Source organism: Reichenbachiella sp. MALMAid0571, from assembly GCF_040151475.1.
In the GTDB taxonomy this organism is placed as follows: Bacteria; Bacteroidota; Bacteroidia; order Cytophagales; family Cyclobacteriaceae; genus CAXBNB01.
This window is the reverse complement of record NZ_JBDKWG010000139.1, coordinates 210713-226481: the sequence shown is the minus strand read 5'-3', so window position 1 is coordinate 226481 and position 15769 is coordinate 210713. Positions and strand designations below refer to the sequence as shown.

Sequence of the window (15769 nt, the reverse complement as noted above, 5' to 3'; positions counted from 1 at the left end):
GAAAGAAGCTCTGTCAGCTATGGCTTGCGTCACTCGATTTTGAAGCAGCCATTGATGTAAAAAAACAAGTTATCTTTTTTCTCTTTTCTTCCCTCTAAATGGTTTCTTCTCTCTATAGTTTGGATTGTAAACCGGCCCTTCTCCGATATGAGATGGCAATTTCACTTTCCTTACTTCCTTTTCTATCAGTTTTTCGATTCTGGAAAAACGCCCCATATCTTCTTCGTTGATGAAGGTAAAAGCCACTCCGTCAGAAGAAGCACGGGCTGTTCGTCCGATACGATGCACATAGTCTTCAGCGTCTTGTGGTACGTTGTAGTTCACCACCATTTCTATACCTGTAATATCTATGCCCCGACTTACCACATCTGTAGCCACCAATACATGTATCTGCCTGTTGGTAAAATCTTGTAACACCTTTTCGCGATGCTGCTGCTCCAATCCAGAGTGAATGGCTTCTGCCTGAATACCCATTTTTTTAAACTCCTTTGTAAGCTGATCTACAGACGCTTTTTTAGAAGAAAAAACAATCACACTGGTCATTTTCTTAGCTTTGAGCAGGTGCTTGAGCAATTCTGCTTTTTGCCCTTCATAAGTCAAAAATGCAGCCTGTACTATGTTTTCCGCTGGCTTTGATAGGGCTAGGCTGATTTGCGCCGGATCTTTCAATACTTCATTGGTAAGCTTCTTGATATTGGGCGGCATAGTAGCCGAAAACATCAAATTTTGTCTATTGGCAGGAAGTTGCTTCATTATCAATTTAATGTCATCATAAAAACCCATATCGAGCATTCTGTCCGCTTCATCCAAAATGAAATGCTTAACGGTATTGAGCTTTACATATTCCTGATTGATGTGCGCAATAAACCTTCCCGGAGTTGCAACTATGATGTCAGCACCCTGTACCAATGCCTTCTTTTGATTGTCCCACGACGAACCATCTCCCCCACCATAAATGGCGATCGAGCTAACACCTACAAAATATCCCAACCCTTGAATCTGATTGTCTATTTGGACAGCAAGTTCTCTGGTAGGCACAATGATCAGTGTATTGATCTCTCCATGATTTGGATTGTCACTGATTTTTTGCAAAACCGGCAGTAGAAATGCTGCGGTCTTTCCTGTCCCTGTTTGTGCACAGGCCAGTAAGTCTTTGTTGGATAATATTACCGGAATAGCTTGTTCCTGAATGGGTGTGGCTTCTTCAAACCCCATGGCTTCAACTCCTTCTAATACAGGATTGTGAATGCCTAAATCTTTAAATTTCAATATTCTTGTTGGATTAAAAACTACGTATCTGTCAAAATTACAGCAATTGGGTCAGCTTAATTAACATTGGGCATGTTTTTTTGTATTCGGTGAGTCTGGACAAAAAACTTATTCTCTGTTTTTTTATACTAAAATTAATCAAAGAGGGACAATATATTTTTGGCTGCACCTTTTCGCACAAACAGCATATCTGCTATTTCCACTATAAAAACAACAGCTACTGTAAATACAAAATACCATTTTTGAGCAAACACCAAATCTAAATCGAAAGAGACCTTTGGCATAGCAAAATCAACTAAATATAAAAGACTACCAATACCTCCACTCACAAGAATCAAGATCCCAGCGACCCAAAGAAATGCATTTAGAGTTCTAACCCACACTGGTTTTGACATGGCCTGAGCCACTACCCTGTCTGCAAAGCCAATATCTAAACCTGATGCTGAATCTACTTTTAAAGATTGATCAATGATACGATACAATCGTACATCTATATCTTCAGTATCTGTGTATTCGTGCTTTTCAAAAATTCTGTTTTGAATGCTATCGTCTAAGCTCTTTTTCATTTTATCACTTCGTTTTGATAAAACACTTTTAGTTTTTCTTTCAATATTTTTCTACCCCGAAACAAATAACTCTTCACGGTACCTTCCGGTATTTGAGTGATTTCCGTAATCTCTGAATAGCTAAACTCATCAAGATGGTATAAAGATATAATCAATTGGTATTGTTTTGGTAATTGAGAGACATATTTTCTCACAATCTGATCTATTTCTTTATTTTCTATAATTGATGATGGTGTTTCCACATCAATCACCACCCCGGTTTCTGCACCATCCCATTCGGTATTGATCTTTTTGCTTCTAAGGTAGTTGATACCAGTATTATAGGCTATAGTTGCTATCCATGTTGACAGTTTACTCTTGTAACCAAACGTAGAAAGTTTTTGATACACTTTGACAAAGGTATCCTGACATAAATCTTCTACGTCACTTTTATTCTGAACCAACTTGGACACAATATGAAAAACCAGCCTTTCATTGTTTTGCACCAATTTCTTAAAAGCTACTTTATCTCCCGACAAAATCTGATTTATCAATATCCGATCATCCATTTTGTATCATCTGACATAAGATAGCGAAAATTGTTGCAGCTTCTGGTTGATTTATTTTACAATACTTAAAGAAAATAGTAAAGTTACTTTCTGGTATTTAAACCTGAGATGAATCATCAGGACAAACGCATATAAAAGCATACCCTCTTTGCCGCATAGCTGCCTTTGCCTTCAGGCTATGTAAGATGTCACCTTGTCATCCCGACTTTGGAGGGATCTTTTTTGCTTATTCGGGTCAGTAGGAAAGATTTCTCCTTCGTCGAAAGGACAAAAGAGCTTAAACTGACGGCTATGGCATCAATTACAGTACTTTTTTTTTAGCCACAGTCAAACTTTAGAGACTCCTAAATAAATCTGCTTATAATAAAACCCTATATCTAGGTCTCTCCTTCATTGAGGTGATAACAAGAAACCCCAACAATCACATTTCACTACTTGAAGGCTCAAAGCGTAGAGAAATAATAGAAAGAAAATATTTTTGCAACATTTATTCCTACCCTGTGTCTTATGTTCGAAATCAATAATTATCAGTTAAAACTAAAAAATCATGACCCCTATAGCAGTAATTTTTACTATCACTTACGGCATACTTTCTCTCGTAAAATCAATACTGGATTATAAGCTCAAAAGAAAAATCCTGGACAAGGACAATATAGAAGGGGTAACTTTTCCCTCATTTGCCCAAGAAGAAGCCAACTATGATAAAATTCCTTTTTTGAAATGGGGATTGATCATTCTTTTTGCGGGCATTGGCCTGATCATCATAGAAGTCTTGGGGTATAATATAAACTATAACCCTGGCCCATTACCATTTGGGATAGTGTTGGTTTCTGTCGCACTCGGATTCCTGACTTATTTCGGAATCATGCAAACCATGTTCAAAGACAAAGAAAAGTAAATTCAGAATTGGTTTTAATCATAATATCAGGTGAAAGTTTCAAACTTCATCTGATATTATTTTTTCACTTCGCCTTTCAGTGTAAAGTCACTTGTAAATGGATACACATTGTTAGTTCTGTCAATATCTGCAAGACCCTGAGACGCATCTATCTCTATGCTATCAATAGCTGAAAGTGAAAAAGGAAGGTCAAATTCGTACAAAGGATTTACCCATGCCCAATCAGTAAGTTTGGTGACTTCCTGATCAAAGTATTTGTCCCCACGCATTGTTTGCAAAGCGATATAATACAACTTTTCACTTCCATCTTTTAGAGTTATGGTAAGCTCTAGTGGCATTGCCATCTCTCCTTTTCTTTCCAACAATACAGTAGTCTTGTCTTTTCCTCCTGCAATTGACTTTAATCCGTAATCAATGGTGTTGGTGGTATTGATCCATTCATCAAAATACCAGTCCAATGTCAATCCACTTTCTTTTTCAAATACCCTGATAATATCCTCTTTATCCGGATGTTGAAATTTCCAATCTTTGAACAATCTCCTGAATGCACGAAACAACACTTCATCACCAATCACATACCCTAATTGATTGAATGTCACCGCTCCTTTTGAATAAGAGGAAGACACATATCCCTTGTTAGTAGCAAAATGATCTGCATGAGTAGTCAATGGTTCATCTTTGCCCGACTTTATCAAATCAAAATAAGATTTGTACAAAGATTTAAAAACAAAGTCATCCTTTTCATCTTCTTTTTTGGGAAAATGACTCATTGTCAACTTTGCAGCAAAACTGGCAAATCCCTCATCGATCCAGGGCAATTCTCCCTCGTTGGTAGCCAGCATCATTGGAAACCAGTTATGACATATTTCATGTACAGATGACCCTGTCAGGCTGGAAAGTTTTCTATGACCAGTAACCAAAGTTGCCATTGGATACTCCATTGCACCATCACCACCCTGTATGATTGAGTAATCCGAATAAGGATATTCTCCAAACTTCTCATTTAAGAAAGTAAATGCCCTGGACACATATTTGGGTAAGTCTTTCCAATTTTCTTTTAAAGTATCTTTTTGGTAAAAAAAGTGAACTGTCGACCCTGTTTTACTCTTTACAATATCATGAACATAATCAGGATCAGCAGCCCAAACGAAATCATGGACATTATTGGCTTCAAATTGCCACGTTAACTTTCCGTTCTTCCCTGATTTTCCTTTAGAATTAGGCTTGTCATAACCATGTCCGATTTCTTTAGGATTTTGTAAAATCCCTGTAGCAGCCACCACATATTTTTTATCTATGCTGATGTTGACATTGTATTTTCCCCAGGGACTATAAAACTCCCTGGCAACATAAGGATCGGTATGCCAACCTGTTCTGTCGTATTCTGCCATTTTTGGGAACCACTGAGACATAGAGTATCGTATGCCTTCCTTGTTGTCTCTGCCGCTCCGTCTCACTTGCAATGGTACCTGACTTTCAAAAGTCATCTCAAAAAAAGCAGTTTGATTTGGCAGAATTGGATGCGCCAGTTGCACTTCCAGTACTGTTCCTGACACTTCATATTTTAGTGGTTTTTCTTCTTGTTTCAGGGAGATGACTTTATGCCACCCCTGCTCATTTTCTTTTAAGTTAAAAATCCGGTCTCCTACCCTTTTATCAGGATCTTCAATTGTCCTGCTCCGCACATCCATCATACTTCCCGGCTGAAAAGCATTAAAATACAAATGGTAATACACATTGAACAGTGTATCGGGAGAATTGTTGAAATATTTGAGACGCTGACTTCCGGTAAACCGGTTGGTTTCCACATCCATATCTATGTCCATAACATACTCAACACGTTGCTGCCACCTACCAGGCTGTGCCAAAGCTATATTCCAAATGAAACCCATCACTACAAATAATACTCCCAAATACTTCATATTCTTTATACTAAAAATCGAACCGCAATTTATAAAAAATAGCTTTGGAAGGGATGTATTTATGATAAAGTGAATAATAATGGTTTGATTGGAAAATTATCATCTTGTAGTAGAACCCTTCAAAAGTTTTAAACTTTTGGAGGGTTAGGAAGTACATATTATATAATAACCTTCAACACCTCTCTACTCACTTCATGTTTTCCATCAAAGCGAATAAATTCAGAAGATCGATTCAAGGCTAGCTCTGCCTTATCAATTTCAGTTTGAAATTTTGGCATGCGAAACAAGGCATCCTGATCACCCAATACAATTTTCAATTTTGCCTGAGGATTAGCAAAACTAAAATCCTTTGGAGTAAGCTCAGGAGGAAAACCACCAGCCCAAAGAATGAGATTCGTAAATGGAATCTTTTTATAGGCAGCCAACCGACTGATCGTTGACACTCCCTGAGAGAAACCTAAAAGATGAACTTCATAATCATTTAAATCAATACTTGCGAAAACATAGTCCAATAAGACATCAAAATAGGACCTCTGATTTTCCAAATCAGTTTCCCGGTCTTCTTTGGTCATCCAACTTGCACCAACTTTAGTATAATCCTTCAAATAGAATTTTGACAACCCCTGAGGTGCTAACACAAAATGCTCTTGCTGATCGAATACATCAAATCTTTTAATAAAATGAGATGCCAACTGACCATAACCATGACAAACTATCCAAATGTGTTTTGTACTTGATGTAATTTCGTTGAGTGTAGCATAAGAAGCTTTAAAGGAAATATTTAAATGATGGTTCATATATGGTTGTGCTAAAAAATGGGAGGCTGTTTAATTCTTTTTTACCATTCAGACAAAATTGATTCTACAACTGACTCATAAACTATTAACACGATAGGTGTTGTTTGTGATTTTGAAAACTTGTAATTCCATCAAAAAACCGCCTCTGTCTGATCCGACAGGCAGGCCTACCCCCTCCAAGGAAGGGAATACGATTCTGCAAGCATCTGAAATTATCACATTCAAAAGCTGTTTGTTTAATAGCATAATTTCTCCTTTACAAATTAGCTTCATGTTTTTCCGAAAGTTTACATCACATTCTTTGCATTTTCCAATCTATTGCCTTTGCCGTCATTCACAGCAAAGTTGAAGCCTTTTCTGATGCTATAGCCCCCATAAGTTCCGTCGTTGCGTAATGCCAAAAAGCCCACCTGAGGTTTACCTGACTTGGCTTTTCTGTTGGTTCTTTCTGCTATTATTTTACATGCCATATCCGGTTCATAACCTTGTCGCATCATCTCTACTACCATCGCACATCCGGCTACTCTTATTACTTCTTCCCCCAACCCTGTAGCGCAAGCACCGCCTACTTCACTATCTAAAAATAATCCTGCGCCAATGATCGGTGAATCACCAACCCTGCCCGGCAATTTATATCCCCATCCACTGGTGGTACATGCTCCCGACACATTGCCGGCTGCATCCATAGCCAACATGCCAATGGTATCATGATTTTCCACATTGATTTCCGGCGGAGCATAATTCGACTTCTTCAACCACTCTTTATACCTCATTTCGGATTTTTCCGTCAGCAGGTTTTCTTTTTTAAAACCTTGTGATAAGGCAAACTGAAAGGCTCCCTCTCCTACGAGCATGACATGCAACGTTTCTTCCATCACTTTTCTGGCAACTGAAATCGGATTTTTGATATGCTGAAGGCAGGCAACAGAACCACATCGGTCATTTTCGTCCATGATACATGCATCCAGAGTAACATTGCCATTCATATCCGGAGTACCACCATAGCCTACTGTGCTATTGTCAGGATCGAGTTCCACTATCCTCACTCCGTTTTCTACCGCATCAAGCGACCTGCCATTGGCAGAAAGTATTTTCCAGGCTTCCTCATTAGCTTTTATCCCTGCATTCCATGTAGATAGTACTATTGGTTTGTTTTTTACCTTTACTGTTGAGGAATATTCCTTCCTCTCCTCTTTTTGGTCACAAGACGCAATGGATGCTCCTGATAAGCCTACCAGTCCAAGTGCTGACAGTTTTATAAAATCTCTTCTTTCTTTCATGCCAGTTTTTTTATGAATTATTTAACCCTACTTTGTCAAGTTGGGGTACGAGGGTTGAAACCTGACAGGTTTCTGTCACTTAACTGGCATAGGTTAGGCTTTTCTGGTCATTTAACCTGTCAGGTTTTACGCTGTTCTCAAATATGACAAAGTAGGGTTAATCAGATAATGCACGTAAATTTAATATTTCCTAATCAAACTGTAAGCTGTTATTAACGGTGTTTGGAAATAAGTTGCATTTCTTTTTTTTGAACGCATTCATTCACTTAATTTGCCGGATTACAAAAACCTGTTTCTTAACGATGAAATTACTAAGCACTCTATTCAAAGCGTTTTGCTTTTTTTCAATAATTATTCTCTCAGCTTGCGAGCAACCCATAGACTACAATCGTCCTAAAGACACCTGGGTGTTTAGGTCTGTTATGGACAAAAAACCAAGAATGCTGACTGTAGCATTGCATCAAGACCTATATGCATCTTATGACTTGCAAACAGGTAATTTGTACAAGGCATGGAAAGGTGGTGTAAATTATGAAGGAGCCGTATATACAACAGCACATGGAGTACAACCAACCAGTAAAGGTTACCCCTATGTTTACGACAGCACAACTCAAACTCAATGGCAACTAAAAACAGCTAAAGGAACTGAAACACCAACCATCAACTATCTGGGACATGTGATGAAAAAAGGTCAGGTAGGAATAGAATTTGAACTTATTTCAAAATCCGGAGGATCGGTAAAGCTGCGGGAAACACCTGAGTATAGCTTAAAAGAAGGTAAAATGGGGCTTATTCGAGAATTTGAAATTCTAAAAGGATCATCAAGTGATCTTACTGCTGTATTGACTTACAACATTGCAGATGGCATTATTAGTAATGAAACAATCAATAACAAAGACTCTGGCAGTAGAAGCAATAAAATTGAAATAACAGGCAACACTACAGTTAACACCTATTTCAATCCTGTTCCGACTGACTGGAAAGAACCATCTGAAAAAACCAATGGAATACTGGCAAGGGGAATGAAACTGGAGGGCATCAACGATTGTAAGACATGTCACTTGGAACATCAAAATCTGGTAGGCCCTGCTTATGATTCTATTGCAAAAAGATATCCTTTTGAATGGGGAGTGATTGATCAGTTGGCTGACAAGGTAATCAGTGGCGGAAAAGGCAATTGGGGAGAACTTTTGATGACGCCTCACCCCGATTTATCTAAAAATGACGCTAAAGAAATGGTTTACTATTTACTTTCTCTGGACGGAGAGCCAGTACCAAAAAAGGAAGAGATAAAACTCTTTGCAGATACCAAAACCATAGAGGTTGAACTTGACATCCAGGATCGCACAAAAGGAGATACAAAAACGAAACAACCGGGTGTAGCAACTAATTTTTACATGATAGACGACAGGGCAATTTTATACGATGAACTTACTAAAAGTACCCTGCCTATTATGAATGGTGTTGCCTCTGCCATTCACAACACAGGCAATGGTGCTTATGGTGGCCCTTCAAGTTTTTATATGGAATTTGAAGGATACATCAAATCAGATTCAAATACAGAAAAAGTATTTAGACTGGTAAGTGACGATGGATCTAAATTCATCTTAAACGGCAAGAAAATTCTTGACAATGATGGCGACCACAGCGCATCGGCTATCGATGGAAAAGCCACTCTAAAGAAAGGCTGGAATAAGTTCAAACTGCAATTTTACGAAGGGGGTGGCGGTTATGCCGTATCCCTTCAATGGTCAGATGACGGAAAAAAATTCACGGTAGTTCCAAATTCAGTTTTGTATCATGATGGAAGCTTTTTTAGAAAATTGACACCATATGTGCCTAACGAAACTTATTCAAAAACCATCCCTGGAGATAAAATGCCATTGGATGCTGTTCATCCTTCTTTCGACAAATTTGAGGCTAAATTATCGAGCTTTCACCCAAGAATTGGAGGCATAGATTTTATCGGTAACGACAAAATGGTCATTTGCACCTGGGACTCTGCCGGTTCGGTTTACATCATCAAAAACTACAATTCCAGAAATCAGGAAACCATGGAAGTGAAACAAATAGCCAGCGGGCTTGCTGAACCACTGGGTATAAAGATGGTAGATGGTGAAATGTACGTACTACAAAAACAAGAGTTGACAAAGCTGGTAGATACCGATGGAGATGAAATAATTGATGAATACAGGAAAGTGTGTAACTCCTGGTATGTCACTTCTCACTACCATGAATTTGCATTTGGCTTGCTCTATAAAGACGGAAACTTCTATGCTACACTTGCCACAGATTTGGGAGAAGAACATAAAAATGTACCTGACAGAGGGAAAGTTATAAGAATAAGTAAAGACGGAAGTGAATTAGAAATTCTGGCTGAAGGGTTTCGTACACCAAACGGAATATCGCACGGTCCTGACGGTGCATTGTATGTATCAGACAATCAAGGCAACTGGATTCCTACCAGCAAAATCGTGAGGGTAGAAAAAGGCAAGTTTTATGGGTTTAAACATGCCGACTGGGACAGGGTGAAAGATTATGAAGAACAACCACCTTTGGTATGGCTTCCTCATGTTGAAATCAGTAATTCACCAAGCCAGCAAGCCATATTAAATATCGGCCCATATAAAGACCAGATGATTCATGGTGATGTAACTCATGGCGGAATCAAACGGGTATTTATTGATGAAGTAGATGGTATAAAACAGGGAGCTGCCTTCCGGTTTATGCAAGGATTAGATGCTGGTGTCAACAGATTAGTCTGGGGGCCAGATGGCAACTTGTATGCCGGAGGAATTGGTTCTGGTGGAAACTGGCGTCACGAAGGCCACTTGTGGTATTCGCTCAACGGTTTTTCTTACAATAAGAAATCTACTTTTGAGATGCTGGCCGTTCGAGCCAAAACAGATGGGATGGAAATTGAATTGACAGAACCAATACTTGGGGGCACAAATTTAACCGTGGAAGACTTTGATGTACAGCAATATTTCTATGTGGCAACACCAGCCTATGGCGGCCCAAAAATGGGAGAAGAAGTGCTTAAGGTTGTTTCTGTAAACCTATCAGAAGACCGTAAGAAAATATTCCTGGAAATTGATGGTATAAAAGAACGCAAGGTGGTTTACATACACATCAAACAGCCATTTATCAGTCAAGACAGACAATCACTGTGGTCAACAGAAACGTGGTACACCATGACAAAAATACCAGCTAACAAGCCTGGCTTTAAGACACCCACTCCTACTAACAACACACTGACAGAAGCAGAGGTGAAAGAAGGATGGAAATTGTTGTTTGATGGAAAATCCATAGACAAATGGCATACCTATAATGGAGAAGGTCTTAACCCTGAATGGGTAGTGACTCCTGCCGGAGAACTTCACCTCACAAAAAAAGGCGGAAAGGATATCGTGACCAATGATGAATTTGAAAACTACGAGTTGACATTAGAATGGAAAATCATCAAAGGAGGAAACTCCGGATTGATGTTTAACATTGTTGAAGATCCTAAATATGGAAGTATGTGGCATACCGGCCCTGAATTGCAATTTTTGGACGATAAAAGACACCATGATTCTAAATTACCATCGCACAGAGCCGGATCACTTTATGATTTGATTCCAACCACTCCTGTCACCGCCAATGAAGCAGAAGAATGGAACAGAATCAGATTAATTGTAAAGGATGGTCATGCCGAGCACTGGCAAAACGGATACAAAGTAGTGGAGTACGAAATGTTTTCTCCCGCCTGGGATGAGATGGTAGCCAAGTCAAAATTCAAGAACAAACCCGACTTTGGTAAATCAAGAAAAGGCCGTTTTGGCCTTCAGGATCATGGAGACAAAATCTGGTTTAGAAATATAAAAGTGCGAGAGTTGTAAGGGAGGAAAATTGAGTTCCACGAGCAAAGGAAAATCGAGCGTTTTCCTTTGCTCGTGGTTCCTATTTAGTGAAAACGATTGAGCAGCATTTTTTCCATATTTCTTTCTAGTTTTCTGGAATAACATGCGTTTGGTAGTTAGTTCATGCCTAAGCCAAAGATCCTTCACTATGTTCAGGATGACAAGGACAGTTTTGCGCTTAACATCAGCTATTACAGCTAAAGCAAGCTCATATTGTCTGCTGCCTTGTCACACTGAGCGCAGCGAAGTGTCTCAATTTGGCACTAAAAAATGAACCATAAGTTGATCAGGTGGGTTTTATCTGAAGATTGCCAGAAATTTCAAAACTTTCTGGGATTAGGTATTAAAATAGAGAAGTCCATCTTTCAAACAATCTTGGATATATGAAAATACAGCTTGCAAAGACTTATTTGTTAACCTAGGGTAATTTTCTAGAATTTGCTGTTCGGTCCATCCCTGTGCCAATAACCCTATAATATGTTCCACAGAAATACGAGTACCCTTAACAGTTGGCTTTCCTAAAAGAACATTCTGATCTGTTGATATGTATGTTTGCCAATCCATGTTCAAATTTACGAATATTATTCAATATGATGCAGAATCCTGATACTCTCTAACTTTTATAAATACCTCCCTACTCCCCAACATAAGCAATCCGATAGATCACTCCTTTTTTATCGTCCGAAACCAGCATAGCACCATCTGGCATTACGAGTAAATCGACAGGCCTGCCCCATGCTTCCTGCTCCTTTTCGTCGAGCCATCCTTCTGCGAAAGTTTCATAGCTCACTGCACGATTGTTTTCTACTTTTACCAATGAAATACGGTAACCTATTTTCTTCGACCTGTTCCAGGAGCCGTGTTCAGGAATGAAAACTTGATTTTTATATTTCTCAGGAAACATATCTCCGGTATAGAACTTCAAACCCAGTGGGGCTACATGAGCATCGAGTTTTCTGGCTGGCGGTTCAAATTCATCGCAGGAGAATTTATGCCCAAACTCCGGATCACCAATATCCCCGCCATGACAATATGGATAGCCAAAGTGTTGTCCTGCTTTCGTCACTTTATTCAATTCACACGGAGGCACATTGTCTCCCAACTGATCCCTGCCATTGTCGGTAAACCACAGTTGCTTGGTGGTAGGATGCCACGCCAGCCCTACGGAATTTCTTACGCCTCTGGCATAAATCTCCCTTCCTGTGCCGTCTGGGTTCATTCGGGTGATGGTGGCATAGATTTCGTTTTTACTCTCACAAATATTGCAGGGAGCACCTACCGGAATGTAGAGTTTTCCATCAGGGCCAAAAGCGATGTATTTCCATCCATGATGATTGTCTGACGGATAATCATCATAAATCAGTTTCGGTTTGGGCACATTCTTCAAATTGGATTCAATGTTGTCATAGCGCCAAAGCTTGTCGATCTCCGCAACATAAAGGCTGCCATTCCAAAAGGCTACACCATTTGGAGTTTTTAAGTCTGAACCAATCGTAAGCACTTCCTCTGCATTGTTGTCCCCGTCAGCGTCAACCAATGCATAGACTTTTTTGGCATTTCTGGTGCCCACAAACACAGTCCCATTAGCTCCCAATGCCATAGATCGGGCATTGTCCACATTTTCGGCATAAATAGAAATCTTGAAACCTTCCGGCAACTTTATTTTACTGAGTTGATCTGCAATGGGTACATTACCCTCATCACTGAACGAGTCGTCAGAATCTGTAGTACTGGAGCATGCTATATTGACACAAAAAAGCATCATGAGCAACAAAGATTGTAGGAGCTTAAAATTCATAGATAATAGTTTTCAGTATAAAAAAATAGAAACAATACTCAATTTACATGGAATCCCTGCCTGCCCTTTAGGTTGGCATAAGATATTTATGGGCTACTTCTTTTTACCAAATCCATATAGGTTTTGTTTCACAAACGATTTGGGAAATTTTTCCATTTCAGGAAATCCCAGCTTGATGTCTCTACCAGAATATGGTATATAGTTGGTACCAAATAAATAATCCCAGATACTCAAAGACAGTCCGAAGTTGACTCCATACCTTCTTTCCTTTGGAATGTCATGAGCGTGGTGCCATATATGCATGGCCGCATTGTTGAAAATATATTTTAGCGGGCCAATGTTAAAATGAAAATTGGCGTGATTCCAGTGTCCGATGGCAATGGCAATGATATGTACCAGAAAAAAATCACTAAGGCTAAACCCGATCATAGCCAGTGGCAGGTATTCGATGGATTTATAAACCACATTTTCCATCCAGTGGTATCTTAAATGTGCAGCAAACCCCATCTGCTCTACACTGTGGTGTACTTTATGAAATTCCCAGAGGCGATCAGATCGGTGCAACAGTCGATGAACCCACCATTCAATAAAATCTTTAACCACAAATAATGTAAGCAACTGAGCCCATACAGGCCATTGCTCCACATGTATTGCTACCAGATTTTTGATCCCAAACAGTCCAATAAAATCCTTGAAAAGGGAAACGCCAACTTCGGAAACTCCGGCATAAATGATTACAGAAAAAAGAAAGAAATTGAAGAACATATAAAAGGCATCCAGCCAAAAGTCTTTTCTAAATCTGGGCTGGTTGGTTCTCCATGGAGCTACTATCTCCAAAAGAAAAAATACCAGTGATACTATAATGAGGTAATAGAAGTAGTTGTTCCAAAGGCCATCACTGGACTGAAAGGTAATTTGTCCCCAAAACCAACGAGCATACCCGACAGTTCCGTTTATAAATTGATCCAGATAGTGCATTGGTCTGTTTTCACTTCAGGTGTGGATTGTCTAGTCTTTTAATTCGTACCATTCAATATTAGACAGAGCCGCCCTCCTGCCTTTCTTTTCCGGCGCATAATTCTTAGACAGGTAATCCAGTATTAAGGTTTCGTTTTCTCCCAAGTCCCAAAGTTTTTGTGTCCTTTGCATCCATCGGATCATACTCTCCCAGCCTTCTCTGGTAGCTCTGTTTTGAGTCACGAGTTTTGCAGAATGACATTTGGTACAAGTAGCAAATACAATTTCGTATCCCTTATCTTCTATTAATCCTGAATTAACATGCACTCCATTTAAAATCTCATTGTCATCAGTCGTTATCCCATCGTCAACCTTCATTACTTGTTCGACTACAACCTCCTCTTCGTTATCTACTTTTCCTTCGTATGTGCATATAAAGTAATAGGCAGCAAAAGGAAACATCAACGTAATAATGGTAACCGCCAACAGCGCATTAAAACATCTTTCAATCAGTCGGATGAATTTATCTTCTTTCATACTCATTTCACTTTTACAGCTATGCGGTGACAGGCATTGTTAAGGTATCCTTTTGGATTCCAGCCGGGCACTACCATTGGCTGCCCTACTCCGTTGCTGTCGGTTGCTTTGGCCCACACTTCATAATATCCTTTTTTAGGGAACCTTACTTTCGCTTTCCAATGTTGCCAGGCCAGCCTGTTTGCGGATTTTTCCAGCTCGCATTTATGCCATGTTGCCCCAAAATCTATGCTGTACTTCATGGATGAAACCTCAAACTCGCCAGCCCATGCATGGCCTCTGATATCCAATTGCTTGTTTTCGTCAATCATAGCTCCGGATTGTGGATAGGTAATCAATGATTTCACCGGCATGGATTCTATGATGCACATGTCTTTGTCTTCAACCTTAGCTCCGGGGGGTACACTCTCACACGGCACTCGGTAGGAAGAACCTTCCATCTTCGGTCCATCATGTACTTTGTTTCGTACCACAAGTTTGTTGAGCCATTTACCTGAAGTACTTGCAGGCCAACCACCTGCCACCATGCGCAAAGGGTATCCATGTACCAATGGAATATCCTTTCCATTCATAGCAAATGCAATGAGAGTTTCGTCCTGCATCGCCTTGCTTATTGGCACTCCTCTGGAAATAACCACCTTGTTCTCATCTCCACTCAGATGCTTGTCTGCACCATAGTATCCGACATACACGGCATCACCTTTTATCCCTACATCTTCCAACAAATCCCTCAACCTGATGCCAGTCCAGCTGGCACATGCCACAGCTCCAATGGTCCACTGATTGCCTTTTGCCGGAGGGTCGTATTCACTTCGTCCATTCCCTCCACACTCCAATGTCAACTGATAAGTGTATTGTTTGAATTTACTTTTCAACTCATCTAATGTATAAGTTTTGGCTTTGATAACCGACTCTCCGTCCACCGTTAGCGTCCATTTTTTTGGGTCTGCTTTTTCCGGAATCAAACCATTATTTCTAATAAAAATTCGTGACTCAGGAGTAATTCTATCATCCAGCAGATGCGCCTGAGCCTCCATATTCCAGGGTTTATCATTGAGCAATGACATATCCTTGTGTTTGTTAAAAAGCTTAAAAGGATCGTCACCTTCCAAAATAACAGGCACATAACCTTCCGGCATGTTTTCTCCAAATACTATGTCCAATCCTGTGAAGCCAGCTAACGCCAGCATACTACCTCTCTTTAAGAATAGTCTTCTTGAATCCTTATTCTTTGCCATCATTTATTTATATCGTTTTGTAGTTTTTGCTCAATTTAAAATTTTCTTTTTAAAAAA

At 39.6% G+C, this 15769-nt stretch carries 13 protein-coding genes; 2 read left to right on the top strand and 11 right to left on the bottom strand.

Annotation, left to right across the window (positions count from 1 at the left end; genetic code table 11):
• Positions 1-69 precede the first annotated feature (69 nt).
• The 3 genes from AAOP42_RS16045 to AAOP42_RS16035 form a co-directional block, all read right to left on the bottom strand.
• Positions 70-1269: a DEAD/DEAH box helicase gene (locus AAOP42_RS16045; RefSeq protein ID WP_349529556.1), complete on the bottom strand. Its 1200-nt coding sequence runs from the start codon at positions 1267-1269 to the stop codon at positions 70-72.
• A gap of 134 nt (positions 1270-1403) precedes the next feature.
• A complete protein-coding gene (locus AAOP42_RS16040) occupies positions 1404-1835 on the bottom strand; it encodes a hypothetical protein (RefSeq protein WP_349529555.1) in 432 nt (143 codons plus the stop codon).
• Positions 1832-2383, bottom strand: a complete 552-nt coding sequence (locus AAOP42_RS16035) for an RNA polymerase sigma factor (RefSeq protein ID WP_349529554.1) — start codon at positions 2381-2383, stop codon at positions 1832-1834. Before AAOP42_RS16035 ends, AAOP42_RS16040 begins: the two co-directional genes overlap by 4 nt.
• A gap of 547 nt (positions 2384-2930) precedes the next feature.
• On the opposite strand from AAOP42_RS16035, the gene AAOP42_RS16030 reads away from it, so the two are divergent.
• On the top strand, positions 2931-3281 hold the full coding sequence (locus AAOP42_RS16030) for a hypothetical protein (protein ID WP_349529553.1): 351 nt from the start codon (positions 2931-2933) through the stop codon (positions 3279-3281).
• 56 nt (positions 3282-3337) lie between these two features.
• Here AAOP42_RS16030 and AAOP42_RS16025 read toward each other — a convergent pair whose 3' ends face one another.
• The 3 genes from AAOP42_RS16025 to AAOP42_RS16015 all read right to left on the bottom strand — a co-directional run bounded on the left by AAOP42_RS16025 (position 3338) and on the right by AAOP42_RS16015 (position 7280).
• Complete coding sequence (locus tag AAOP42_RS16025) at positions 3338-5203, bottom strand: M1 family metallopeptidase (RefSeq protein ID WP_349529552.1); 1866 nt, start codon at positions 5201-5203, stop codon at positions 3338-3340.
• A 158-nt stretch (positions 5204-5361) separates the two neighbouring features.
• Positions 5362-6000, bottom strand: a complete 639-nt coding sequence (locus AAOP42_RS16020; protein WP_349529551.1) for an alpha/beta hydrolase — start codon at positions 5998-6000, stop codon at positions 5362-5364.
• Positions 6001-6287: 287 nt separating this feature from the next.
• Entirely contained in the window at positions 6288-7280 is a 993-nt protein-coding gene (locus AAOP42_RS16015; protein ID WP_349529550.1) for a glycosylasparaginase, read from the bottom strand.
• A 302-nt stretch (positions 7281-7582) separates the two neighbouring features.
• Here AAOP42_RS16015 and AAOP42_RS16010 point away from each other — a divergent pair, with 302 nt between their 5' ends.
• Positions 7583-11161, top strand: a complete 3579-nt coding sequence (locus tag AAOP42_RS16010; protein WP_349529549.1) for a 3-keto-alpha-glucoside-1,2-lyase-like domain-containing protein — start codon at positions 7583-7585, stop codon at positions 11159-11161.
• Between the two features lie 357 nt (positions 11162-11518).
• Here AAOP42_RS16010 and AAOP42_RS16005 read toward each other — a convergent pair whose 3' ends face one another.
• From AAOP42_RS16005 to AAOP42_RS15985, 5 genes are all read right to left on the bottom strand, one after another.
• Entirely contained in the window at positions 11519-11746 is a 228-nt protein-coding gene (locus AAOP42_RS16005) for a DUF433 domain-containing protein (protein ID WP_349529548.1), read from the bottom strand.
• Between the two features lie 70 nt (positions 11747-11816).
• Positions 11817-12980: a PQQ-dependent sugar dehydrogenase gene (locus AAOP42_RS16000; RefSeq protein WP_349529547.1), complete on the bottom strand. Its 1164-nt coding sequence runs from the start codon at positions 12978-12980 to the stop codon at positions 11817-11819.
• A gap of 93 nt (positions 12981-13073) precedes the next feature.
• A complete protein-coding gene (locus AAOP42_RS15995; RefSeq protein WP_349529546.1) occupies positions 13074-13958 on the bottom strand; it encodes a sterol desaturase family protein in 885 nt (294 codons plus the stop codon).
• 30 nt (positions 13959-13988) lie between these two features.
• Positions 13989-14474 (bottom strand): hypothetical protein, encoded by a 486-nt coding sequence (locus tag AAOP42_RS15990; RefSeq protein ID WP_349529545.1) that lies wholly within the window; start codon positions 14472-14474, stop codon positions 13989-13991.
• 2 nt (positions 14475-14476) lie between these two features.
• A complete protein-coding gene (locus tag AAOP42_RS15985) occupies positions 14477-15712 on the bottom strand; it encodes a sulfite oxidase (protein WP_349529579.1) in 1236 nt (411 codons plus the stop codon).
• Positions 15713-15769 lie beyond the last annotated feature (57 nt).